This window comes from Ruminococcus flavefaciens MA2007, assembly GCF_000621845.1.
In the GTDB taxonomy this organism is placed as follows: Bacteria; Bacillota; Clostridia; order Oscillospirales; family Ruminococcaceae; genus Ruminococcus; species Ruminococcus flavefaciens_E.
In genome coordinates this window covers 332,401-356,378 of sequence record NZ_JHXF01000001.1, presented here as the reverse complement: position 1 = coordinate 356,378, position 23,978 = coordinate 332,401, and the positions used below count along the sequence as shown (strand labels likewise).

18 protein-coding genes are annotated in these 23,978 nt (G+C 49.5%); 11 read left to right on the top strand and 7 right to left on the bottom strand.

All coding sequences use genetic code 11. From position 1 onward, the window contains the following. Positions 1–16: 16 nt before the first annotated feature. Both T497_RS0101650 and T497_RS0101645 read right to left on the bottom strand, forming a co-directional pair. The gene (locus T497_RS0101650; RefSeq protein WP_028514112.1) at positions 17–760 is read right to left on the bottom strand and encodes a hypothetical protein; all 744 of its coding nucleotides are present in this window, start codon (positions 758–760) and stop codon (positions 17–19) included. A 12-nt stretch (positions 761–772) separates the two neighbouring features. Continuing rightward, positions 773–1,219 (bottom strand): LytTR family DNA-binding domain-containing protein, encoded by a 447-nt coding sequence (locus T497_RS0101645; RefSeq protein WP_028514111.1) that lies wholly within the window; start codon positions 1,217–1,219, stop codon positions 773–775. A gap of 433 nt (positions 1,220–1,652) precedes the next feature. Here T497_RS0101645 and T497_RS0101640 point away from each other — a divergent pair, with 433 nt between their 5' ends. From T497_RS0101640 to T497_RS0101625, 4 genes are all read left to right on the top strand, one after another. Further along, entirely contained in the window at positions 1,653–4,070 is a 2,418-nt protein-coding gene (locus T497_RS0101640) for a GH36-type glycosyl hydrolase domain-containing protein (protein ID WP_028514110.1), read from the top strand. A 389-nt stretch (positions 4,071–4,459) separates the two neighbouring features. Beyond that, positions 4,460–4,792 (top strand): DUF6442 family protein, encoded by a 333-nt coding sequence (locus T497_RS0101635; RefSeq protein ID WP_028514109.1) that lies wholly within the window; start codon positions 4,460–4,462, stop codon positions 4,790–4,792. 12 nt (positions 4,793–4,804) lie between these two features. After that, the gene (locus T497_RS15505; RefSeq protein WP_037324161.1) at positions 4,805–5,134 is read left to right on the top strand and encodes a DUF6442 family protein; all 330 of its coding nucleotides are present in this window, start codon (positions 4,805–4,807) and stop codon (positions 5,132–5,134) included. Positions 5,135–5,149: 15 nt separating this feature from the next. Continuing rightward, entirely contained in the window at positions 5,150–5,359 is a 210-nt protein-coding gene (locus T497_RS0101625) for a helix-turn-helix transcriptional regulator (protein WP_028514108.1), read from the top strand. 179 nt (positions 5,360–5,538) lie between these two features. On the opposite strand, the gene T497_RS0101620 is transcribed toward T497_RS0101625, so the two are convergent. The 4 genes from T497_RS0101620 to T497_RS0101605 form a co-directional block, all read right to left on the bottom strand. Next, complete coding sequence (locus T497_RS0101620) at positions 5,539–6,654, bottom strand: hypothetical protein (RefSeq protein ID WP_028514107.1); 1,116 nt, start codon at positions 6,652–6,654, stop codon at positions 5,539–5,541. A 300-nt stretch (positions 6,655–6,954) separates the two neighbouring features. Beyond that, positions 6,955–10,422 carry a transcription-repair coupling factor gene (gene mfd / locus T497_RS0101615; protein WP_028514106.1) on the bottom strand — a complete coding sequence of 1,156 codons (3,468 nt, stop codon included), beginning with the start codon at positions 10,420–10,422 and terminating at the stop codon, positions 6,955–6,957. A gap of 11 nt (positions 10,423–10,433) precedes the next feature. After that, positions 10,434–11,060, bottom strand: coding sequence for an aminoacyl-tRNA hydrolase (gene pth / locus T497_RS0101610; protein ID WP_028514105.1), 627 nt, complete (start codon positions 11,058–11,060; stop codon positions 10,434–10,436). Between the two features lie 177 nt (positions 11,061–11,237). After that, complete coding sequence (locus T497_RS0101605) at positions 11,238–12,002, bottom strand: histidinol-phosphatase (RefSeq protein WP_037324158.1); 765 nt, start codon at positions 12,000–12,002, stop codon at positions 11,238–11,240. A gap of 277 nt (positions 12,003–12,279) precedes the next feature. Between T497_RS0101605 and T497_RS0101600 the strand changes: the two genes are divergently transcribed. The 4 genes from T497_RS0101600 to T497_RS0101585 all read left to right on the top strand — a co-directional run bounded on the left by T497_RS0101600 (position 12,280) and on the right by T497_RS0101585 (position 17,070). Then, on the top strand, positions 12,280–13,719 hold the full coding sequence (locus T497_RS0101600) for a hypothetical protein (protein ID WP_028514103.1): 1,440 nt from the start codon (positions 12,280–12,282) through the stop codon (positions 13,717–13,719). A gap of 25 nt (positions 13,720–13,744) precedes the next feature. After that, positions 13,745–14,422 (top strand): 2-C-methyl-D-erythritol 4-phosphate cytidylyltransferase, encoded by a 678-nt coding sequence (gene ispD / locus T497_RS0101595; RefSeq protein ID WP_028514102.1) that lies wholly within the window; start codon positions 13,745–13,747, stop codon positions 14,420–14,422. Positions 14,423–14,707: 285 nt separating this feature from the next. Further along, positions 14,708–15,223: an RNA polymerase sigma factor gene (locus T497_RS0101590; RefSeq protein ID WP_028514101.1), complete on the top strand. Its 516-nt coding sequence runs from the start codon at positions 14,708–14,710 to the stop codon at positions 15,221–15,223. Further along, a complete protein-coding gene (locus T497_RS0101585; protein WP_028514100.1) occupies positions 15,193–17,070 on the top strand; it encodes a hypothetical protein in 1,878 nt (625 codons plus the stop codon). Before T497_RS0101590 ends, T497_RS0101585 begins: the two co-directional genes overlap by 31 nt. Positions 17,071–17,424: 354 nt before the next feature. On the opposite strand, the gene metG is transcribed toward T497_RS0101585, so the two are convergent. Next, positions 17,425–19,410 carry a methionine--tRNA ligase gene (gene metG / locus T497_RS0101580; RefSeq protein ID WP_028514099.1) on the bottom strand — a complete coding sequence of 662 codons (1,986 nt, stop codon included), beginning with the start codon at positions 19,408–19,410 and terminating at the stop codon, positions 17,425–17,427. Between the two features lie 365 nt (positions 19,411–19,775). Between metG and T497_RS0101575 the strand changes: the two genes are divergently transcribed. The 3 genes from T497_RS0101575 to T497_RS0101565 all read left to right on the top strand — a co-directional run bounded on the left by T497_RS0101575 (position 19,776) and on the right by T497_RS0101565 (position 23,835). After that, positions 19,776–20,450: a dockerin type I domain-containing protein gene (locus T497_RS0101575; RefSeq protein ID WP_028514098.1), complete on the top strand. Its 675-nt coding sequence runs from the start codon at positions 19,776–19,778 to the stop codon at positions 20,448–20,450. A gap of 154 nt (positions 20,451–20,604) precedes the next feature. Beyond that, positions 20,605–22,059 carry a zinc-ribbon domain-containing protein gene (locus T497_RS0101570; RefSeq protein WP_028514097.1) on the top strand — a complete coding sequence of 485 codons (1,455 nt, stop codon included), beginning with the start codon at positions 20,605–20,607 and terminating at the stop codon, positions 22,057–22,059. A gap of 450 nt (positions 22,060–22,509) precedes the next feature. After that, positions 22,510–23,835, top strand: a complete 1,326-nt coding sequence (locus tag T497_RS0101565) for a hemolysin family protein (protein WP_028514096.1) — start codon at positions 22,510–22,512, stop codon at positions 23,833–23,835. Positions 23,836–23,978: the final 143 nt, after the last annotated feature.

Below are 23,978 nucleotides of genomic sequence, written 5' to 3'. Positions count from 1 at the left end.
TTATTTCCTTTGTTCCTCAGTCCCAGCTGTCTACCGTAAATCCCAGCTGCGGACAAGATATGGAGCCCGACTCATGTATCTTGAAATCAAGCCTGTAACTCTCATCGGGAGGTTCATTTATCAATTTCTCAGCATCGTCCGTGTAATACACATTATGCTCCAATGTAAATTCGCCCTTATAGCCGCCTACATCTATCGCGGTCAGAGAATCGGGGCATACATCGTTCCCCCATTTCTCACTGTAAAAGCTGTATTTAACCCCTTCGCAGAATGTAACAGTTTCTTTATCGCCGACATAGTCCGAAGCGACAAGGACAGTCGGGAACATATCATAGCTGTTTTTTATGATGTATACTTCGAGCTTTACATCACCGAACTGCTTTGATACCCTGTTATAACCCTTTATCTCATCGCCGAATTTATACCCTGCAAACAGCGAATCCTCAAGCATCTCATCTCTGTAAAAACTCAAGCTCGGATATACTGCCATGTCTTTCTTCTGACTGTTCATTCTCGCGCTGAACACTATTATTATTATCAGCCATATCAATATCATTCCGCCCACAGCACCCAGCAAAGTGACGATAATGAACTTAAAAGGCGACATCATGGGTTTTATATCTGCTTCTCTGCCCTCTGCAAGCCGCTTGTTTATCCTGCGTTTATATATCGCTTTATAAACCGCAAATGCAGCGGCTACTATAATCACAACAGCAGCTATCGGCAGAAAGAGACTTGCAATACTTATTCCTGCTGCCATATCTATCCCTCCTTATATACCTAAGAATTCCTTGAATATGTAGTAATACGTCCTTGTCACGTCAACCTTTGCGCCGTTTTTCATGGTCAGCAGGAATTTCTGCGACAGCGCGGGACGTATGCTCTTTATGTGCGATACGGACACTATCACCGAATTGCTCACGCGGATAAACTCCTTTGAGTCGAGTATCTCCTCGAGACGTTTCAGCGGCTCGGACAGCTTGTACTCGTCCTCTCCGCAGTATGCCACTATATCATGGGCAAAGCTCTCGATGTGGGATATATCCTTTGTTTCGAGCCTGTATATCTCCTCATTGCGCCGCGCTATAAGGTGCGACACGGTGACGTTGCTCTCGGAGAGTATCAGCTCCGCACTGTCGTCTATGTCTATGCCCTTTTTTATGAGCTCAGCCGCTATGGAATCGTAGTGTTCGTCGCTTACCAGCAATCTTATCTTCATTTGCTCACATCGCCTCCCTGTTCCTATTTTTTTATATTTTCCCCGCCGAAGGCGGGGAAAATATCCTCAAATGCCCTTAGCAAAAGAATATATGTAATCAGTGGTAATAGCTATTCCCTGTGATTTTATTATAATTGAGAAGCTGACAAAAATCAATACGCTATGCATACCTTGCACTCTCCGATTCACAGCTTGCACAGGGCTCTCCCTAAAACGAAATGTATAAGCCTCTGTCACGAATATATCAACTATAAGCAAATCTATAACACTTTATTACAATTTGTAGTAAAAAACTGCACTTTTATGACTGATGTTCATAATTTGTTCATCATCACCCCCTTGTCAAATTTTGCATTACATGGTATACTTAGAATGATATTTTATGCCCGAGGCAAGCACTGTCCAAGGGCAGAATGAGAAGGAGAAATGTTTTATGCAGTTTGGACACTTTGACCTTGAAAATAAGGAATATGTCATCACTAACCCAGCGACTCCCGCGCCATGGGCTAACTACCTCGGAGACCCCGAGTACGGCGCTATGATATCCAATAACGCAGCAGGCTACAGCTTCGTTAAGTCAGGCGCTAACGGACGTCTTTCACGCTTCCGCTTCAATTCGGATATGGCGCTCCCCGGACGTTACATCTATATAAGAGACAACGACACAGCCGATTACTGGTCGGCTTCATGGCAGCCTGTAGGCAAGCCCCTTGACAAGTACAAGAGCGAATGCCGCCACGGTACTGCTTATACTGTTATTTCAGCTGAATATGCTGATATCAAGTCCGAAACTACATACTACGTTCCCTACGGAAAGACATACGAAGTATGGAGAGCTAAGATAACAAACAACTCCTCAAAGGAGAGAAAGCTCTCTGTATTCGGCTTTATCGAGTTCACCAACGAGCCTAACTACGAGCAGGATCAGGTAAACCTCCAGTATACACTGTTCATCACTCGCACAAGCTTTGAGGGCGGCAACCGCATTATCCAGCACATGAACGAGAACACAGGCTTCGACGAGAACGGCTACAACGGTCAGGAGAGATTCTTCGGCATGGTAGGTCAGCCCGTTACAGGCTGCTGCGGAAGTCTCAGCGACTTCATCGGACCTTACAGAACTTTCTCGAATCCTATCGCTGTCGAGAACGGCAAGTGCAGCGGCGTTATGAACTATAACTCCAACTCCTGCGGCGCTCTCCAGAGCGATATCACTCTTGCTCCAGGCGAGACAAAGGAATTCATCTTCGTACTCGGCGAGCGCAAGGACCCCGAGGCTGCTGCTATCCTCGACGAATACAAGGCAGCAGGCAAGGTAGACGCTGAAGTTAAGCAGCTCAAGGACTACTGGCACGGTCAGCTCTCAAACTTCAAGGTAGAGACTCCGTCAGACGAGTTCAACAACATGATAAACGTATGGAACGCTTACCAGTGCTTCATCACATTCATCTGGTCAAGAGCAGCTTCATTCGTATACTGCGGTCTCAGAAACGGCTACGGCTACCGCGATACTGTACAGGATATTCAGGGTATCATTCACCTTGATCCCGAAATGGCAGCTGAGAAGATACGCTTCATGCTCTCCGCTCAGGTAAGCAACGGCGGCGGTCTCCCACTTGTTAAGTTCGACCACAACGCAGGTCACGAGACCTGTCCCGACGAGAACGACGAGCACAGCGTTTACGCTAAGGAAACAGGTCACCCCTCTTACCGTGCTGACGACGCTCTCTGGCTCTTCCCCACTATCGTAAAGTACCTCGGCGAGAGCGGCAACAAGGGCTTCCTCGACGAAGTTATCACATACGCAGAAGAGGGCGGCGGAAAGGCTACCGTTTACGAGCACCTCAAGAACGCTATCCGCTTCTCTATGGAGCGTCTCGGCAGTCACGATATGCCCGCAGGTCTCCACGCTGACTGGAACGACTGTCTCCGCCTCGGCGCACAGGGCGAGTCCACATTCGTGGCATTCCAGCTCTACTACGCTATGAACGTTATGCGCGACATGGCTAAGGACAAGAACGATACAGAATACATCGCATACCTCGACGGCGTTCAGAAGAAGCTGGGCGACGCTCTCGGAAAGTGCTGGGACGAGGACAGATTTATCCGCGGTATCCGCGACAACGGCGTTATCGTCGGTGCCAAGAAGGATCCCGAGGCTAATATGTGGCTCAATCCTCAGAGCTGGAGCGTAATCTCACGCTTTGCTTCCGACGAGCAGGCTGAAAAGGCTATGAACAGCGTTCACGATATACTCAATACACCTTACGGAGCAAAGCTCCTTGATCCTCCTTACAAGTATCACCACTTCAAGGGCGCTCTCATGCAGGTGTTCAACCTCGATACAAAGGAAAACGGCGGTATCTTCTCACAGTCACAGGGCTGGCTGATACTTGCAGAGGCTCTCCTCGGTCACGGTGACCGCGCATTCGAGTATTTCCTTGAAAGCTCACCTGCCGCTATGAACGACAAGGCTGAAATTCGCGTTATGGAGCCATATGTACACGGTCAGTTCACCGAGTCGAAGGCTTCTCCTTACGAGGGACGTTCACACGTTCACTGGCTCACAGGTACAGCTTCTACAGTAATGGTAGGCTGTGTTGAGGGTATCTGCGGTATGCGTCCCGACCTTAACGGACTTGCTATCGCTCCGTCTATCCCTGCTAAGTGGGACGGCTTCAAAATTGAGAAGAACTTCCGCGGCAAGAAGCTCAACATCACTATCGACAACTCCGCACACGTTCAGAGCGGCGTTAAGGAGCTCACTCTCAACGGCGAGAAGCTTGCAGGCAACTATGTTCCTGCTGATAAGCTTGCCGATGTTAATGAGATAAAGGTAGTTATGGGCTAACAGAACTAAGAACTAAGAGCTAAGAATTAAGGCACCGTAAAATTACGGTGCCTTTTCATTTTTATAGTATGATATGTAGGGGAGCCCGCCCTCGGGCTCCCGACATGGATTATACGCCTATCACGGGCTGTCGGGGACGCCAGCCCCTACATATGGTCATTTATAGCCGCTGCAAGACCTGCGGGCGGCGTTCCGCCGCCCCTACAGGCTAAGGGCTTTTTGTGCATATGCAACTATTCGAGGACCGCCCGATTGGTAAAAATCACGAAAACGACAAGTTCGCTTTGCAAGGTCTTGACAAGTACACTTGGCAGTGCTATAATACAATTACCAAGTATACTTGTCAAAAATCGTCAACAAAACTTTGCATGATATGGGAGGTAACATTTATGAATAAAGAAGAAATACTCGCTAAAAGCAGACAGGAAAACAAAAACCGCGATATCGCCGAACTGGAAAACGGAAAAAGCGCCGCCAAATTTGCAATTATAACTTCTGCGATCTTTTCGGGAGTGCTTTTCCTTCTTGAAGCGGTAATAACAGGTCATAACAATAACAGCTTATGGGCAATGCTCGCATTTATGAACTGCATGATGTGCGGTTACAAAGCATTCAGGCTGGGCAATGAAAAAATGCGTCCTGCCGCTATATTATGGGGATTTTGCACGATAATAGTTCTGATACTTGCCATTATTGACTTTACTGAAAAATCTGTTCTATAATGAGGTGATTTCATGAATAAAGAAGAAATTCTCGCTAAAAGCAGACTGGAAAACAAGAACCGCGACATCGCAGAGATAGACCATTTCAAAAGCGCTGCAAGATTCGCTCTGATAATCAGTATGGCTTTCACGGCATTATGGACTATGCTGTCCCTGATCGCTACACAGCGTGTTAATTATGGTATTATCGCTGTGGAATTCTGTATGTCGTTCTCAATGTGGCTTTACAGAGCAATAAAAAGCAAAAAAGCCTCGGATATTTTATTGGCAACAGTCTCGGGCTTAACCTTTCTTATCCCCGCTTTCATCGGAATATGCGAGCTTTTCAATATCAAACCGTAAGGCGGTGGTTCAATGATAGACGATTCACTTATACTCCGAAACCGCCTGAAAGAGATACGCAAGGAGCAAAGACTCTCGCAGGACGAGCTTGCAAAAATGGTGGGTGTTTCCCGTAATACCATAAGCTCCATAGAGACAGGACAGTTCAGCCCCACGGCTAAGCTGGCACTGATACTCTGCATTGCTCTTGATAAGAAGTTTGAGGATATTTTTTATTTTGACTGAATTATAAAAATACATTCAAAAGGCGTCCTTTCTTGCAGGACGCCTTGCTTCTTTTGGCTCCGTAAGCGCTGTACAATAAACACTCTTTATAAAAGTGAGCGCGTGAAACAAGCGACAACGTGGCAAGGGTGCAGCGTCACGCTGCAAAAAAGCTCCCGAAAATCGGGAGCTTTTTCATGTCATTTTTTCTTTGCTTCTTCGATGGCCTTGGAAGCTTCTTCAATAGCTGATTTCGCCTTTTCGGTGTCCTCTTTAAGCTTTGCCTCGGCTTCGTCTATCTTTGCCTTTACCTTTTCATATTCCTCGGAGTTAGCTATCTCGCTCTTTGCCTTTTCAAAGTCAGACTTCATATCGGAAAGTGCCTTTTCGTACTCGTCCTTCATTTCTTCCTTGGTCTTTTCAGCTTCGGCTTTCATTTCTTCCTTGGTCTTTTCAGCGTCAGCCTTTGCATTCTCAACTGCCTCGTCGAACTGAGCCTTTGCCTCGGAAGCCTTCTCCTTTGCAGCGTCTTCAAGCTGTTCCTTTTTGGACTTCTGATCAAGAAGCGGTATGGACTTGCCGTCCTCGTCGTAGAACACGATATTATCAATGTACAGGTCGGACTCGTTTGCTACGCCCCAGCGCATGATAAGGAAGTTTGCGTCCTCCATATCCTCGCTCCAGCACTGTCCGCTGTCGGCAAGAAGGAACTTGAATACCGCATGGACGTTGCCCGAGGTCTCGAAGTTGTACTCGCCGCCGCTGAATTCCTTGAAGTCGTACCACTTTTCCTGTGCGGTAACTGTACCGCCGCCGCCGCCGAGCCAGCCCGGAGCTCTTACTCCGTCAGCGTCGTCGGTCTTGAGGTGGTCGGCTGTAGCCTGAGCGTATACATCGAACTCAATGCTGCGGACCTTTGCTGCGCCCTCATTTCCGAGAAGCTTTGTTGCGCTGATGCCTATTTTCTGGACCTTTCCTTTGAGAGGAACGGTATTGTCATCGGTGAATTTCAGCATTTTATTGCCCATGAGCTCCACAACGGAAAGCTCGCCCTTTGCGCAGTCATCGTCATCGCCCTTTGCAAATGCAAAGTCGAAAACTCCGTCGTCAAAGGTAACTGTATTGGGATCTGTAGCCTCTACAGGCTTCGGAGGCTCTTCTTCTGTGACCTCTTCGGTAGTCGCTTCTGTGGGAGCTGCTGTAGTCTCTTTATTGCTGTCAGGCTTGCTGTCGGACTCCTTTTTCTCTCCGCAGCCTGCCGCGCAAGCCGCCAGAGCAAAAGCCATAGCGCCTGCGATAAAGCTTTTATAGTTCATAATGTCACTCCTTTTTATATCTTACGGAGCTCTCGCTCCTTTTTTGTTTACACCAACATTGTAGCACAAATGGTCATTCAAGTAAAGTCTTTTCTGTTAATTTTTATGATTTTCACGCGGTTTTCACGTAAGGACGCGCGTTGCGCGTCCGAGTCCTTAGCCTTTAGCCATTAGCTTGCAGAGACGAGTTCCACTCGCCCGAATAAATTTGCCGCATATCCCGACGGGCGCACACTGTGCGCCCCTACAAAAAAGGCGAACCATGCGGTTCGCCTTTAATTATGCATTATGCATTACGAATTATGCATTAGTTTCGCGGTTCTGGTAGATTATCTCCACGGTGTCGCGCATCATGTCAAATGGGCGCACCTTCGGCGATATCTTCACCGACACATAGGACTTTCCTGCTCCGTTAAAGGCTATCCTGCCCTTGTACGCCTGCTGGAGCGCTACTATCTGGTCAGGCACAAGGTACTCGGTATAGAAGTACATAGCGCCGTTTTTCTGGGATATCTCGGTGATTCCGAGGTGTGCTGCCTTGTTCCTCAGCAGCGACACGTCGATAAGTCCCACAACGGACTTCGGCGGCTCGCCGTAACGGTCTATGAGCTCGTCGATGAGGTCGGTCTTGTCGCTGTCCTCGTTGACTAGCATTATCTTGCGGTACATATCTATTCGCTGATTAAGGCTTGAAATATACTTTTCGGGGATATGCGCGTCTATCTGGATATCCACAAGGCACTCGGGAACCTTTTCGGGCTGTATGCCCTTTTCCTCGGCTATGGCTTCGGAGAGGAGCTGTAAGTACATATCGTATCCAACAGCTTCCATGTGTCCGTGCTGTCTGCCGCCCAGTATGCTTCCTGCGCCTCTAATCTCAAGGTCGCGGAGGGCTATCCTGAAGCCGCTGCCGAACTGGGTAAACTCCCTCATGGCGTTCAGTCGCTTGGTGGCTATCTCCGTCAGCACCTTATCGCGCTGATAGGTGAAATACGCATAGCCGCGGCGGTTTGAACGTCCCACACGTCCGCGGAGCTGATACAGCTGGGAAAGTCCGAAGCGGTCGGAATCTTCGATGATAAGGGTATTGACGTTGGGTACGTCAACGCCTGTTTCGATGATAGTGGTGCAGACAAGGATATCTATCTCGTGCTCAACAAGCTGCTCCCATATGTCGGACATCTCGTCCTCGCTCATCTGTCCGTGTGCAACTGCGATACGGGCTTCGGGCAGCATTTCCTGCAAACGCGAAGCACAGCCGCGGATAGTCTCCACGCGGTTGTGGATATAGTAGACCTGTCCGCCGCGGCGGAGCTCCCTGACGATAGCTTGGACTACCGTGCCCATGTTGTACTCGATAACGTAGGTCTGAACAGGGTATCTGTCCTGGGGAGGCTCCTCAATTACCGACATATCGCGTATGCCGCTCATAGCCATGTTAAGGGTTCTCGGGATAGGCGTTGCGGAGAGCATGAGAACGTCCACACCCGTAAAGCTCTCCTTGAACTTCTCCTTGTGGGCAACGCCGAAGCGCTGCTCCTCGTCGATTATGGCAAGTCCCAAGTCCTTGAAAACTACGGACTTCTGGATTATCTTGTGAGTACCGATGATAAGGTCGATACGCCCCTGTTTCAGCTTCTTGATTATCTCCTCCTGCTGTTTCGGGGAGCGGTAACGGCTGAGGAGCTCTATCTGCACGGGGAAGTGCTCGAAACGGCGGAGCGCCGTCTGGTAGTGCTGATAGGCGAGCACAGTTGTAGGCGCAAGGATAGCGCACTGCTTGCCCGAGAGGACGCACTTCATGGCGGCTCTGAGGGCTACCTCGGTCTTGCCGAAGCCTACGTCGCCGCAGAGCAGTCTCTCCATAGGACGGGGGCGCTCCATGTCAGCCTTTATCTCGGCGATAGATGTGAGCTGGTCGTCGGTCTCAACGTATGGGAAACGCTCCTCGAAATCGCGCTGTATCTCGTCGTCGGGATAGAATGCGAAGCCCACGCTCTTTTCGCGCTTTGCATAGAGGGCAATGAGCTCGTGAGCCATGTCCTTGACGGCGCGTTTTACGTTACTTCTGGTCTTCTGCCATTCGCCCGAGCTGAGCTTGTTCAGCTTCACGCCGCTGTCGTCCCTTGGACCGATGTATTTTGACACCATATCGAGCTGTGTTACGGGGATATAGAGCTTATCCGTGCCTGCGTACTGTATGGTGATGTAGTCCTTGGTGACGCCGTCCATTTCAAGCTTGCGGATACCGATGAATCGTCCGATGCCGTGTCCCGAATGAACTATGAGGTCGCCCTCGCTGATATCCGCAAGGGAGCGTATCTCCTCGGCTTTGTTCTTCTTTTTGCGGCGCTTTCTGCGGACTGCGTCCATAGAGCGTCCCTGCGTGATGAGAACTGTCTTGTTCTCGGGATACTCGAAGCCGCCGCCGAAGCTGCCCGACATGAGCACAACTCTGCCCTCGGCAGGCTCGATGTTATGCTCGGCAAGGTCGCAGGGTATGCCCTTTTCGGTGATATCCTGCTGTATGATAGGGAGCGTCTTGTCGCTGCCTGCCGCAAGTATCATGCGGTAGCCGCGGCGCTTGTATTCCTCAAGGTCTTCGATGAGCTGCTTCATCTCGCCGCTCCACGGTGCAGTCTGCATTGCCTCGAAGCTTACCAGTCTGCGGAAGTCGATACGCTCGCCGCCCTGCATGAAGCTGCTCATGTACAGGCAGACGCGCTTCTCGGCGCGGTGCTGTACCTCGGGGAGCTCCAGCACGTAGCCGTCAAGTCCCTTGCAGAGCTGACCGTCCTCCATGAGTATCTTTACGTCTTCATTGTGACGGGTGAGTATGCCTGCGGCGTTGTCCATAATGTCGGAATAATCGCTGAAAAGCACAGCTCCGTCGATATAGTCGAAAACCGTGGAGGGCTCGCCGTATACAAGTGGGTAATACTTGACGCTGTGAGCCAGTATCTCCCCTGCCCTCAGCCTGTGAACGTCTGCGCCCAGATGCTCGCGGACTGCGTCCATGCGCTTGCCGCGTACCTTTTTGCAGAGCTCCTCTATCTTGTCGGCAAGCTCCTCGTTGTCGTAGAGGACTTCTCCCGAGGGGTAAATCTCCACCTTGTCAAGGGAGTCCGTGCGGCGCTGGGTATCGGTCTCAAACTCGGATATGCTGTCTATCTCGTCGCCCCAGAGCTCGATACGGACAGGCTTGTCAGCCTGCACGGGGAAGATGTCAAGGATAGAGCCGCGAATTGAGAACTGGGAAGCTCCCTCCACCTTTTCGCAGCGCTGATATCCGCACTTTGCAAGTGTCACTGCAAGCTCTGTGAGGTTGACCTCCTGTCCCTGCGTAAGCTCGATACCTGCGGCAATGAGGACTCCCACAGGGATAACGGGCTGCATGACAGCCTCAATGCTCGCGCAGATAACGCTGCAACGACTTTTAGCCGCCTTTATGAGGGCGGCTATACGCATATGTTCGTATTCGTGGTTTGTGCTGTCAACGGGAGTGAAAACCAGTTCCTTTGACGGGAACAGCACTGCTTCCTCGCAGCCTGCCATCATGTTGATGTCGTCGCAGAGCTTTTTCGCTTCGGCTTCCGTGCCCGTTATTACAATGTCTATCTTTCCCCTGTCCCCGAGAGCGTAAATGAGCTGCGCCCTGTGTATATGGGAAAGACCTGTCACGGAGACAGGTGAGATGTTTTTGTCAACAGCCTCCCGCAGGCTCTTGAAGCCTGCAAGCTCGCTGAATATTTGTCTGAAAAGTTCCATTTGTTTCTCCGTTAGGAATTGTACTTGTTCATGGCTTCGTCGGTCTTGTCCTGAACCATGAGCTTTATGCACTCGCAGGCGTTTTTCGCGGACTCAGCCATTTTCTCCGAGTCCTCCTTGCCGAACTTGCCCAGAACCCACTTTGCAAGGTCATAGTCGGGGTGGGGCTTCTTGCCAACGCCCATTTTTATGCGCGGGAAGTCGTCCCTGCCCGTCAGCTCGCATATGCTGCGGAGACCGTTGTGTCCGCCGTGGCTGCCCTTGCGGCGTATGCGGAGCTTTCCGCAGTCCAGCGAGATATCGTCGCATACGACTATAAGGTGGTCAGCTTCTATCTTGTAGAACTCCAGCGCCTGCACGATAGCTTCGCCGCTGTTGTTCATGTAGGTGGTGGGCTTCAGCAGCAGGCAGCGCTTGCCCTCGATAGTGACCTCGGCAGTCTTGCCCTTGAATTTAAGGCGGTCTATCTTCTCGCCCAGCTGCTCCGCCAGCATATCCAGCACCATGAAGCCTGCATTGTGTCGGGTGTTCTCGTATTCAAGCCCCGGATTGCCAAGACCTGCTATTACATATTCTATTTTACCTCTTGCCGCATTAGAATTTGCGGAAATCCTGTCGAACACATCAAAAATACTCATTTATGTTATCTCCTGATTTATATAAATTCATTCAAAGTTGAGAATTGAGAGTTGAGAGTTGAAAGTTATGGAGTCGCCGTTGGCGACAATATTTAAATAACGTGAGCGAAGCGAACACATTAACTCTCAACTCTCCACTCTAAACTCTTAACTGCTTAAAAAATATAACTCTAAACATTAATCCAGACCGCTCAGCGACTCCACCAGCTCCAGCTTCATCAAGTCCGCAAAGGCTTTGCCTAATTTCATTACAGACGAGTCCTTCAGAAACTCGGGGACGTGGGCATCACAGCCGATTATAGCCTTGTTGCCTACCTTCTGCGCGATACGGAAAAAGCGCTCCGTCGGGTAGTGCTTGTTGTTCATCATGCCAAGCATATTTATCTCAACGGGGATATCCTTTGCTTTGAGATACTCGCAGAGCCGCGTATAATGCTCCTCGTATGCCTGCTTGCTGCCTGTGAAATCCAGCAGGTCGGGGTGCGCAAGATAGCGGTATCTTCCCGAATCCATACCCTCGATGATACGGTCAACGTACTCCCTGAGAAGTCCCTCGTCGCTCGTTGGCACGCCCATGTACTCGCCGCAGTTCTCTGGCTTGTTGAAGTGCTGTCCCATTATCATATAGTCCAGCGGATAGTCCGCAAGAAGCTTATCCTGCGCCTCTATGAGCTGCGGTATGAACTCCGCCTCAAAACCGATATAAATGCGGATATCGTCGGCGTACTCCTTTTTCAGCGCGGTAAGGGACGCAAAATAGCCGTCTACCTCCGCAGGAGTCATTCTTATATGTGAAACATATCCGTCCTCAAATACCCACGGGCAGTGGTCCGCAAAGCCAAGCACCTGAAAGCCGCCCTCGATAGCGCTTTCCACGAACTCCCTGTCTGTGCCTCTTGCGTGTCCGCAGCGTTCGGTATGGGTATGATAATTAGCAAGCATAAACAGCTCTCCTTTCAAAGTATGATTATACCACTTTCCGCGAAAAAATTCAAGTGTAATGCAGGACGGTTTATGTTGACATCTTTTCGGCGGTATATTATAATTGTTTTAGTTGAGAGTTGAGAGTTTAGAGTTGACAGTTGTGGTATCGCCTGCGGCGATATAATTTCAATAATGTGAGCGAAGCGAACTCATTAACTTTTAACTCTCAACTTTACAAAGCATTATGCGGACTGCCAAAGGCAGCCCCTGCAAATAAATACTCGGGAGGGATACAATGGACAAGATATTCTCCGTAAAACTGAATAAGGCTCGGTGCGCCGCGGATATCGGCGACGGCAGTGAGCGCGGCGAGTACGTCCCTCAGGACTACATTCTCCGCAGGCTGGGCAGACCGCACCGCGCTGTCAGTCTCATGTACTGCTACTATCCGCTGGACAAGGAGTTCCCTGCCCGTATCTCGGAAGTTCCCAACATGAGAAAGGCTCGTTTCCAGTGGGACTACCCATACGATGACTATTTCCCGTACCTTGGCGGTCCGGGCGGCAATACCGACAGCGAGCCCTTCACCTCAATGCGCGATATCCGCCGACACGGTCAGGACGTTATCCTTACCCTTACCATTGATCCCTTTGTCTCCGACGAGCACCTCGCCGCTATCGGCGATGACCTGCGCCCGTTCGGCAGACTCTTCCTGCGTATCAATCACGAAGCCACCGGAAACTGGTTCGAGTTCAACAAGCGTGCTACCTATCAGCAGGTAGCGGACTTCTACTGCCGCGCCATACACATCATAAAGGAGCACGCTCCCAATGTGCTGACTATCCTCTGCATCGGCGGAGTCGAGGACCTGAACGTCGAGGAAATGGTAAAGGAAAAGGAGTTCGCACAGGCTGTCCGCGAGACCGATATCTGGTCGGTGGATAAGTACATATCCCTCCACTGGGGATTCCCCTTTGATATAGCCGAAAGGGGCGGAAACTCTCATCAGCGCACCTCCGTAAAGGACATTTTCGAGATGATAAAGCGAAGCTACGAGCGCTTTATGTACCTCAACGGCGGCGTTCCCAAGCCCATGCTGGTGTCGGAGCTTAACTCCGACGGCGATGTGTCGGGAGCATACGGACAGGCTGAGGATATACAGCGATTCTACGACATGATAGAAGCCGAAAACGCCGACTGGCTGTCGGGAGTGACCTTTTATCAGTTCCGTGACCGCGGCAGGCTCGGTCTGGAGATACAGGACGTAAACCACCGCGATACAGGCGTTCCACAGCCCGTCATGGACGTTTACAGGGAGATAATACACCGTCCCCGTTTTATGCCGACTATGGTCAAGGGAGAAGAAATCACCCTGCCTGTGAAGCTGCGCTGGGGAAGCTCCGAAGACGCAGAGGGTATTGCCATACCCCTGCATTTCGACGGCGAGCCCCACTTCTGCGAGCTTCACTTCGAGGACGATTCAAACCTTATGATAGAAGTGAACGGACAGTGGTTCTACAAGTCTCCAGAGGCTAAGATAATAGACCTTATGCCTGCATTTTTCGGCAAAAGGATAAACGCTCCCACAGATATGGAGCTGAGGATATTTGCTCCTCCTGTCAGCGGCGAGAACGACCTGTCGCTCCCCGACGGGCTGTACAATTATTACTGTACGCTGGAGAAGCTGCCGAAAATACGCATAAGAACAGCTCCCACAGAGCCGCGTCCCGATTAATCAGTTTAAATAAAGGAGAAATAACATGAAAACATCAGTTGTAATAGTTTGCGCAGGAAACTCCACCAGAATGGGCGGAGTAAACAAGATACTGCTGCCGCTGGGCGAGCGAAAGGTAATAGGCGTTACCATGCAGGCTTTTCAGGCTTGCGAAAGCGTCAGCGAGATAGTCATAGTTGCCCGTGAGGACGATATCCCTGCTATCAAGGCTGAGGCAGAAGCCGCAGGAATCACCAAGCTCAAAGAGTGCACCACAGGCGGCTCTACCCGTCAGGAGAGCGTTATCAACGGAATCCGCAAAATATCAAAGGATACCGAGCTTGTTGCCGTCCACGACGGAGCACGTCCCCTTGTCAAGCCCGAACACATCGAAAAGGTCATCAAGGACGCTTCTGTTTTCGGCGGCGCTACACTGGGAGTTCCCGTAAAAGACACTATAAAGACCGTAGAGGGCGGTCTCATCACCGATACTCCGCCGAGGAAGTACCTCTATATCACTCAGACTCCGCAGATATTCAAGAGAAAGCTTTATTTCGAGGGAATTGATTTCGCCCTTGAGCACGGTCTGGACTTCACCGACGACTGCCAGCTCGTAGAAGCTATCGGCGGCAAGGTGGCTATGACCGTGGGAGATTATACCAATATCAAGATAACTACTCCCGAGGATATAGCTATCGCGGAAATCCTGCTTAAACAGAAATGAATTTGTAGGGGACGCCGAGGGAGGCGTCCCGTGAGTTACAATTATATCGACGGGCTGTCGAGGACGCCAGCCCCTACATTCTTAGTTCTAATATCTAACGGCTCGGGCGGATAATATCCGCCCCTACATTGGATTTAAGGTCATTTGGAGCAACATATAATTTGCGGGACGCCGAGGGCGGCGTCCCCTACAAGATTACAACTAAAAATTTTTCAAAGAAAAATTTTTATCCCTGCACAATTCCGTCTCTCCCATGTGTGTTATATGTGAAAGGAGGTCACAGCAATGAATACCGAAAATACAGCATTGTATGCTTTCAAAAAATACGGAAACACCGTTCTGCGCGCTGCTTTCGCTTTCAGCGGCAGCTACGCCGAGGCAGAGGACATCGTTCAGGACGTTTTTCTTTCACTTCACACTAATCCCCAAACCTTTAACGACGACGAACACCTAAAAGCGTGGCTTCTCCGTGCTGCCATAAATAAATGCAAGAATTTCCGCAGAAGCTTCCGCTTCAGCAGGACCTGCTCCATTGACGACCTTGAACATTCCGAAGCCATATGCGAAATGGATACAGGAAGCCGTGAGCTGAGACAGCAGATAGCGGCTCTGCCGAAAAAATACGGAGAGGTCATTTTCCTGCATTACTATGAGGGCTATTCCATTAAGGAGATAGCTTCTATGCTGAATAAAAACGAGAACACCGTGGGTTCGCTGCTCAGACGAGGACGGGAAAAACTAAAAGCAGAACTTGAGGAGGAGGGAGATCTATGTCAAGTAAAGATTATAAAAACGCTCTGAACGATATCCGTCTGAGCTCGGATTTCTGCGCAAAAATGGAGGAGAAGCTGTCAAAGGCAGAGTTTGACGACGACGGCTATCAGGAAGTGGAAAACCACGTGGAGGTCATTGAGAACAAGGGCTTCAAAAAGTATCTGGCAGCAGCGGCTGTTATCGCTGTTATCGGAACTGTGGGCGGCGGCGGTTATATGCGCCTGAAAGATAATTTCGGCTCTGACGAGCAGTACGGCGTGGACTCCGAGATAGAGGAAGCCACCTCTGAAACCACAAAAAGCGACAGTGTATTCGAGTTCCCCTTTGCTTCTATAGACCTTAAAGGCACTACCTTTATTTTGCAGGAAACAAACTACGGCAGCATACATTCAAAGGTGCCTGTTGTCGCTTCTTCTGATATGGCGGCTCAGCTCATAGAGATTTTTTCTCAGGTGAACTGGAACGAAAGCAAAAGTGTAACATATACTGTAAATATCCCCGATGATAAAGACGACGACGATAATTCCGAGGCAGATGAGATTTATACTGCTATCAATGCTTCTTTAAACGGCGAAAATATCACATTCAATTACGGATATAACGGCGATTATTACTATGTGCATATGTATGAAAGCGGTATGATAAATGTATCCATGAGCAGCGTAGACAACGGTCTCGAAAAAGAGTTCGGATACAACATGACGTCCGAGCAGTACCAAGCAATAAAGACGGTGATTTTCGGCAAAGAAGAACACATGGCTACGTTTGCAGGCATAAAGGCTGACCTCAGCGGCGCAAGATACGCCATAAACGGTCAGTCAGGAACTGTCACCGATGATCAGGCAAAATATCTTGCCAAATGCCTGAAGGAAATGTCAGATACCATGCTTTCCGAGGATCACAAAGAGAGACCTGCCAACGAAGAGCCTATTTCTCTCTTTATCAAGGACGACGCTTACGATTGCAGAGTAGACTTTTACTCCACCGGCGAAGCCTTCAATAAAAAGATGATAAACTCCACAAACGAGATAACAGAAAGAGCCTACAATTTCAATCCTATCGTTTACAGCGACATCAAAAACATACTCGCAGGTTTGGACGATATACCCTGTCCTGTGGATGTCGCAGATATGGACGGCACTTTGCTTAAATGCACTTTTGATAATAAGTGCAATGTTTATACCCTCGATAAAGAACAGATGAAGCAATTGCAGTCACTGCTGGAGAACTGTAAATGGAAGCCCGAGCTTTACACCAATGCTATAAATTCATCTGCATTTGCCGAAACGTCATTTTATAATAACAGCATTGTCCTGAAAAATAAGGAGCTGTTTTTGTTCATATACTCGGGCGGCTTGGCGATATACTCCGATAAAAACGGAACGCCGTCATCTATGCCTGATGTGTACCATATCGACGGCATTGACAAGCTTATCTCCGATACAAAGGCGATGAACAGCAAGATGACTTCGCTCAACACTAACGAGCTCATCAACAGGGAGCTTGATATCTGTCTCAGCGGAGATATAGCAGAAGTCAATCTACTCGGCACCGATTATCCTTATACAGAAAGCGGACGTAAAATACCAACGGCAAAACTCCGTGAAGTATTCGAGGGACTTGAATGGGAAGAAATGGAATTCAAGGAATATGCCGATGAAAGCGAGCTCTACGATGAGATCTATTCTCAATATGACGAAGACGGGGTTAATATAAAGCTCTACATGATAAATCAGAACTCGGTTTACAAAATGTTTGGTATCAACAATCCGGGCATCTACACCAATCAGGAGACAGGCCGCAGCTACCGCTGCACCGAGCCCGAAAAGATTTCCGAAAGGCTGGATAAGCTGTACGAAGAATATAAAAAATAACTCCTGCAAAAGCTTTGATACATGATATAGTAAAATAGAAAAACTCCGCTTCACAGCGGAGTTTTTTTATAATAGCGGATATTATACGCCCGTTAAGGGACGCCCTCTCTTGCGAAGCGCTTTGTAACTTCGGGGCGCTGCCCCAGGCTAACCGCCCCAGCCCCTCTGTCGCTTTGCGACATCTCCCCACACTGTGGGGAGTCACCCTGCAAGGCTTTCAGCCCTTGACCTGACCAAAGGAACACAGTCCCTTTGGAATCCCGCTCATACTCTCAGCAAGTAAATTCAAAACGGATATTTCTGCTTACTACTCACTATATACTGAAAAACGGCGCAATAATGCGCCGTTTTTTCTTATCTTATCTTAGAGCCTACAGGTATGCTGTCGTCTACGAAGATGACCTTTACTCCGTCTGGAGTATCTGCGGCGCATATCATTCCGTTGCTGTCAACGCCTCTCAGCTTTACAGGCTTGAGATTTGCTATGAGCTGGAGCTTTTTGCCGATAAGGTCCTCGGGCTGGTAATACTGAGCGATACCCGATACTACCTGTCGTCCGCCCATGCCGTCGTCAAGCTGTAAGCACAGGAGCTTGTCGGACTTCTTCACCTTTTCGCAGGCTACTACCTTTGCAACTCTTATCTCTACCTTTGCAAAGTCGTCAATGGTTATCTCGGGCTTCAGCTCGATAGGCTCGGCAGGCGCCTCGCCCTTTTCCTCTGATGAAAGCTTTGCCTTTGCTTCTTCCATGTTCTTGGTGAGGATAGCGTTGAGCTCCTCTATCTCCTTGTCAACGTCGATCCTCGGGAAGAGTATCTCGCCCTTGTGAACTGTAACGTTTGCAGGAAGTACGCCGAACTTGTCAAGCTTATCATACTCTACATCTGCTTCGGAAGCGCCTATCTGCTCCCATACCTTCGGCATTGTGGTAGGCATGAAAGGTGCAAGAAGTGCAGATGTAACACGGATAGCTTCAAGGAGATTGTAGAGAACAGCCGCAAGACGGGCTTTCTTTGTGTCGTCCTTGCCCAGCTTCCACGGCTCGGTCTCGTCAATGTACTTGTTTGCGCGGTCAACTACCTTGAATATTTCTTCAAGTACCTGCTTCAGCTTGGTCTCGTCGATATACTTGTCAGTCTCGGCAAGAAGTCCTGTGACTACTGACTTGAACTCGTCGTCCAAAGCATCGCTCTCGCGCTCTGTGGGGAGAGTTCCGCCGAAGTACTTGTCCACCATTGCAACGGTACGGGAAACAAGGTTTCCGAAGCCGTTGGCAAGGTCGGAGTTTATACGGTTTATCATTATCTCGTTGGAGAAAAGGCTGTCTGCGCCCAGAGCCATTTCGCGGAGGATATGATATCTGATAGAGTCACAGCCGTAGCGCTCGCCCAGTACGAAAGGATCAACAACGTTGCCCAGTGACTTGGACATCTTAACGCTTTCGCCGCCCTTGCTCTGCATGGTGATATAGCCGTGTACAGCAAGGTGCTTAGGCAGGGGCAGGTCAAGTGCCATGAGCATTGCAGGCCAGATGATAGCGTGGAAACGCATGATGTCCTTTGCTACCATGTGAACATCGGCAGGCCAGTACTTCTCATAGTCATTGTGTGCGGAGTTCTCATAGCCGAGAGCTGTGATATAGTTTGAAAGGGCGTCTATCCATACGTATACAACGTGCTTGTCGTCAAAGGTAACAGGTACGCCCCACTTGAATGTGGTTCTTGATACGCAGAGGTCCTCCAGACCGGGCTTGATGAAGTTGTTTACCAGCTCAACAGCTCTTGTCTTTGGACGGAGATAGTCAGTCTCGAGAAGAAGCTTCTCTATGCGCTCTGCAAAGGGAGACATCTTGAAGAAGTAAGCCTCCTCCTTAGCGTACTTTACAGGTCTGTGACATTCGGGACAGCAGCCGTTCTCGTCAAGCTGAGAGTCAGTCCAGAAGCTCTCACAGGGAGTACAGTACTTGCCCGAGTATTCGCCCTTGTAGATATAGCCCTTGTCGTAAAGTGCCTTGAATATCTTCTGAACGGCTTCTACGTGATAGTCGTCAGTGGTACGGATATATCTGTCGTATGAGATGTTCATATATTTCCACAGGTTCTTGAACCTGTCAACGATGACGTCAACGTACTCCTTGGGAGTTACGCCCTGCTCGGCAGCCTTCTGCTCAATTTTGAGGCCGTGCTCGTCAGTGCCTGTGAGGAACATTACGTCATAGCCCTGCATTCGCTTGTAACGGGCGATAGAATCGCAGGCAACTGTGGTATAGCAGTGACCTATGTGCGGATTGCCCGACGGATAATAAATCGGCGTTGTGATGTAAAAGGGTTTCTTTGACATAAAAATCGCTCCAATCTGAGTGTAAAGATTCCGTTTCCGAATGAAAGAAACGGTTAATTTATATTATATCACGTTTTTTGCAATATGTCCAGTGGTAATAGTGATTATTGTAGGGGACGCCGCCCTCGGCGTCCCGAAGTGACCAGTTTTTAGTGATCAGTGATTAGCCGTTAGCCTGTAGGGGCTGCCTTTGGCAGTCCGTGAATAACGTATTTTTCATTCACGGGCGCACACTGTGCGCCCCTACACTTAGTTCTTAGCTCTAAATCCTAAAAACCGCAATATATAAGTTGACAGTACCGATTTTTTGCGCTATAATGAATTTACAGAATCCGTTTTTTCCGACATCAAAGGAGGTTTTTACAATGAAGATATCAAAGCTTTTCGCAGGCACTTTAGCAGGTATGCTTGCGGCACTTTCACTTGGCTCGGCTGTCAGCGCAAATGCGGCTGACCTCGGTCTCGGCGATCCGTCAGGCGACGGCATCATCAATGCTGTGGACGCTTCGTATATTCTGTCCCTTTACGCCGACTTTGCCGTAAATAACGCCGATATCACTCAGGAGCTCCTTTCGCTCTGCGACGTCAACAAGGACGGCAGCGTGAACGCTATGGACGCTTCATACGTCCTCTCATACTACGTTGACCAGTCACTGAACAGCACGGATATTTCCATCGAGGAGTTCATTGATGAATTTATCAGCGAGCTGACTGCATGGGAATGGCCGGATACCAGTTCGTTGGATCCTCAGGATCCGTGGAACCCGTGGGTCCCGTGGAACCCGTGGAACCCGTGGGATCCGCAGAATCCACTTGATCCGAATAGCGATCAGTCGTCATGGCTTCCCGAAAACTTTCCGGGAGCAGACAGCCCGTGGATATGGGTAAATAACCCGGCAAATCCGTGGGGCTCCATGAACGACCCCGAGCAGTGGGCAGAATGGATCAACGCTGTTCCCCAGACTGAAATCGAAAACTGGGCGGCAGATACTTTCGATATGCTCAAAGAAATTGATGATACCACAAACGAAAACGAATAATTAAAGCCCGCTTCGGCGGGCTTTTTGTCATTGTATCCGCTTTTTTGCCGAAAATACCCATGTGTAATACAATGTTACAGTTTTTTTACTTGACATATTTATTGGTATGACTTATAATTGTAATAGCATTTACGAAAAATACAGGAGGGATATTATGCTATGCAAAAAATGCGGCAGTGAACTGCCAAACGACGCTTTATTCTGCACAGAATGCGGTGCCCGTATCGAAAACGAGCCTGCTCCCGATGTACATACCGACGACGAGCCTACTTCCATTCTTCCTCACCTTGAAGAGATCATCGCCGCCAACGAGGAAACTCTCAGCCTTACCAGCGGCGAAGCAGAGCTCCTCAATGACGAGCCGACGGAGATACTCAGCACCTCCGAGACTATCGAGCTCCCCGAGCCCGAACCTGTGAACGAGCCTGCTCCCGAGCCTGTTACCGAAGTATTCACAGCTCCAAAGCCTGAGCCTGTTCCCGTGGAAAAACCTCAGAAGCCTGCGGAGTTCCCCAAGCAGGAGGCTCCTGCCGCTCCCGTAAGCAATAACGGCTTCAACGACAACAGCAATACAATGAAGATACCAGTTCAGCCTATACAGAGCAGTATCGCTCCTCCCCCGCCTGTACAGCCCGAGCCTGCACCTGCTCCAGCACCTATGCCTCAGCAGGAGGACAAGCCAAAGGCTCGCAAGAAAGTCGGCGGCGGACGTATCTTCGGAGCTTCGCTGGTGACTATATTCACTATTGTTTTCCTGCTGGCGTTCAGCCTTTCCCTTGCGGTAAAGATCGGCGCTAACGGCAGTGTTATCCGCAAGAGAGCAGAAAAGCTCAACGCAAGCACTACCCTGTCGGCTCAGTTCGACGGCAAGGAGCTTGCCAAGACTCTCTATGATTCAATGGGCTTCCGCACAGCTACAAAGGGCGCGGCTGACGAGGCAGGCTTCAAGAGATACATGATGAATACGGACTTCCGCGAGTATGCAGGAAGAGTGGCTAAGGACTACCTCGACTACATCATCGACGGCAAGGGCGGAGACCCGTCAATTACCGCAGAGGACTTCGTCAACGACTTCATCAGAACAAACAAGAATGCGGCTGTCAAGGAGTTCGATTACGAGATCACCGACAGCGGTTATGAGCTTATTGAAAAGAATCTGGAGAAGGACAACTTCAGCGACACCATGAGCGTCAAGGAGTGGAGCAGAAAGCTGGGCTTCGACATTGACAAGTGCAGCTATGCGTTCTCATTCATCACTATCGGCATTCTCGGCGGACTTGTGATACTGTTCCTTATCTGGACAGCTGTTATACTTGCAAAACGCGCAAGATACGTTACAGGCTTCTTCGCAACTGTATTCAATATCGTAGGTCTGCTGATGTTCATATCAGGACTTGTGATACTTATCGGTTCTGCTGTAGCGTTCACATTCACACATAATGTGGGATTCTACCTGACAGAGACTCTGCTCCTGCCTTTCACCTGTATGCTCCTGATAATCGGAGCTGCCGAGCTCTTCCTCGGATTCATATTCAGAAAGACAAACAGAGCTATCAGAAAAAAGGCTAAGAAAGCAGCAGCGGCTGCGGCTTCAACAGAAAACAAATAAACATAAAGCGCGAAAGCATTAACCCTGATACTCATATAGAAGTTTTATAATTATTATTGGGAGAAACCTTTCATCGGAAAGGTTTCTCCCATAATTAACTATAAACTTTTATATAAGTGTAACGGTAATACTTTCGGGCTGTTTTTGTAAGGCGAGACACAGGACACAGGAGCACAATCAGCCCCCCTACAGGCTGATTGCTGATTTTTTATCCGTGAGACTTGCTTTTTTATAAAATATATGCTATAATACATATACTTCAAGCAGAACAGGAGATGAAAATAATAATGGACGGTGCCCCTGACGGCAGTAATCCTTATAATTACGAGACATACTTCGTTAAATATGTATTATCAAGGCATGGTCTGCACTATCGTTTGTGTTAGGCTGTGCCTTTATGAGGTTATAGACATATAGACAAATACAGTTATTTTAACGGAGGATATGAATATGTTAGGGCAGATAATTCTGCAAATAATACTTATCGCGCTGAACGCGCTTTTCGCCTGTACGGAGGTGGCGGTCATCTCCACAAGCGATGTGCGGCTTGAAAAGCTTGCCGCCAGCGGCAACAAAAAAGCCGCGAGACTCAAAAAGCTTACCGATACGCCTACACGATTCCTTGCTACTATTCAGGTGGCTATCACCCTTGCAGGCTTCATAGGCGCCGCTTTTGCCGCAGACAGCTTTGCGGAGCTTCTTACCTCTGCGCTGGTCAAAACAGGCATAGGGATACCTGCGGCTGTTATCAAAAAGGCAGCGGTAGTTCTTATTACACTGGTGCTTTCCTATTTTACTCTGGTTTTCGGAGAACTGGTGCCCAAGCGCCTTGCTATGAAGGATCCCGAGAAGATAGCTCTTGCCATGAGCGGAGTCATAAACTTCGTGGCAGTTTTCTTCGCACCGCTGGTATGGCTGCTGAACGTCTCCGCAAACGGTATACTGCGCCTCATGGGCATTGATCCCAACAGCGACGACGACACAGTCACCGAGGAAGAGATACTCATGATGTCCGATGCAGGCGCGGAAAAGGGTACTATCGACGAGGACGAGAACCGCATAATCAAGAACGTTTTCGCCTTTGACGATATGACCGCGGAACAGGTCTGCACTCACCGTACAGACGTCGACGTGCTCTGGAGCGACGACGATATCAGCGTCTGGGAGGAGACCATACACCGCACCCGTCATTCCTCGTTCCCTGTGTGCGGCGAGAGCGTGGACAACGTTATCGGCGTTCTCAACGCAAAGGACTATTTCCGACTTGAGGACAAGAGCAAGGACAACATCATGGAAAAGGCTGTCCGCGAGCCCTGCTTTGTACACGAGAATATGAAGGCTGACCGCCTGTTCGACCAGATGAAGCAGCGCGGCGCAGACCACTTCGCAATAGTAGTTGACGAATACGGCGGCATGAGCGGTATAATCACCATCACCGACCTTGTCGAGGAGCTTGTTGGCGACTTCGCTGACGATCCCGAGGACGAGCCTGCTGTAAGACTTGAAAAGATAAACGATACCCAGTGGACAGTTCCGGGTATCAGTTCCCTCAGCGATGTCTGCGAGGAGCTTGATATAACGCTTCCTGCGGACAAGTATGAGACATTTGGCGGCTACGTCATAGCAAAGCTTGGCGAGATACCCAAGGACGGCACACAGTTGGAGCTTGAAGCAGGCGGACTTCACATAAACGTGGTCGAGGTAAAGCACCACCGAATCGAGGTCTGTCGCGTGGAGAAGCTGCCGCCCGTCGAGACCGACGAAACAGACGAGTAATGTGTAGGGGGCGCACAATGTGCGCCCGTTCAATGCATAATGCATAATTAAAGGCGAACCGATCGGTTCGCCTTTTTTGTAGGGGCTGGCGTCCTCGACAGCCCATGATATAACGTAAAAATGTGTAGGGGGCGATGCCTACA

What these genes read in the sequence shown, in the direction of transcription:
- T497_RS0101650 (WP_028514112.1), bottom strand. Translation starts at nt 760, where the DNA reads ATGGCAGCAGGAATAAGTATTGCAAGTCTCTTTCTGCCGATAGCTGCT.
- T497_RS0101645 (WP_028514111.1), bottom strand. Translation starts at nt 1,219, where the DNA reads ATGAAGATAAGATTGCTGGTAAGCGACGAACACTACGATTCCATAGCG.
- T497_RS0101640 (WP_028514110.1), top strand. Translation starts at nt 1,653, where the DNA reads ATGCAGTTTGGACACTTTGACCTTGAAAATAAGGAATATGTCATCACT.
- T497_RS0101635 (WP_028514109.1), top strand. Translation starts at nt 4,460, where the DNA reads ATGAATAAAGAAGAAATACTCGCTAAAAGCAGACAGGAAAACAAAAAC.
- T497_RS15505 (WP_037324161.1), top strand. Translation starts at nt 4,805, where the DNA reads ATGAATAAAGAAGAAATTCTCGCTAAAAGCAGACTGGAAAACAAGAAC.
- T497_RS0101620 (WP_028514107.1), bottom strand. Translation starts at nt 6,654, where the DNA reads ATGAACTATAAAAGCTTTATCGCAGGCGCTATGGCTTTTGCTCTGGCG.
- mfd (WP_028514106.1), bottom strand. Translation starts at nt 10,422, where the DNA reads ATGGAACTTTTCAGACAAATATTCAGCGAGCTTGCAGGCTTCAAGAGC.
- pth (WP_028514105.1), bottom strand. Translation starts at nt 11,060, where the DNA reads ATGAGTATTTTTGATGTGTTCGACAGGATTTCCGCAAATTCTAATGCG.
- T497_RS0101605 (WP_037324158.1), bottom strand. Translation starts at nt 12,002, where the DNA reads ATGCTTGCTAATTATCATACCCATACCGAACGCTGCGGACACGCAAGA.
- T497_RS0101600 (WP_028514103.1), top strand. Translation starts at nt 12,280, where the DNA reads ATGGACAAGATATTCTCCGTAAAACTGAATAAGGCTCGGTGCGCCGCG.
- ispD (WP_028514102.1), top strand. Translation starts at nt 13,745, where the DNA reads ATGAAAACATCAGTTGTAATAGTTTGCGCAGGAAACTCCACCAGAATG.
- T497_RS0101590 (WP_028514101.1), top strand. Translation starts at nt 14,708, where the DNA reads ATGAATACCGAAAATACAGCATTGTATGCTTTCAAAAAATACGGAAAC.
- T497_RS0101585 (WP_028514100.1), top strand. Translation starts at nt 15,193, where the DNA reads ATGTCAAGTAAAGATTATAAAAACGCTCTGAACGATATCCGTCTGAGC.
- metG (WP_028514099.1), bottom strand. Translation starts at nt 19,410, where the DNA reads ATGTCAAAGAAACCCTTTTACATCACAACGCCGATTTATTATCCGTCG.
- T497_RS0101575 (WP_028514098.1), top strand. Translation starts at nt 19,776, where the DNA reads ATGAAGATATCAAAGCTTTTCGCAGGCACTTTAGCAGGTATGCTTGCG.
- T497_RS0101570 (WP_028514097.1), top strand. Translation starts at nt 20,605, where the DNA reads ATGCTATGCAAAAAATGCGGCAGTGAACTGCCAAACGACGCTTTATTC.
- T497_RS0101565 (WP_028514096.1), top strand. Translation starts at nt 22,510, where the DNA reads ATGTTAGGGCAGATAATTCTGCAAATAATACTTATCGCGCTGAACGCG.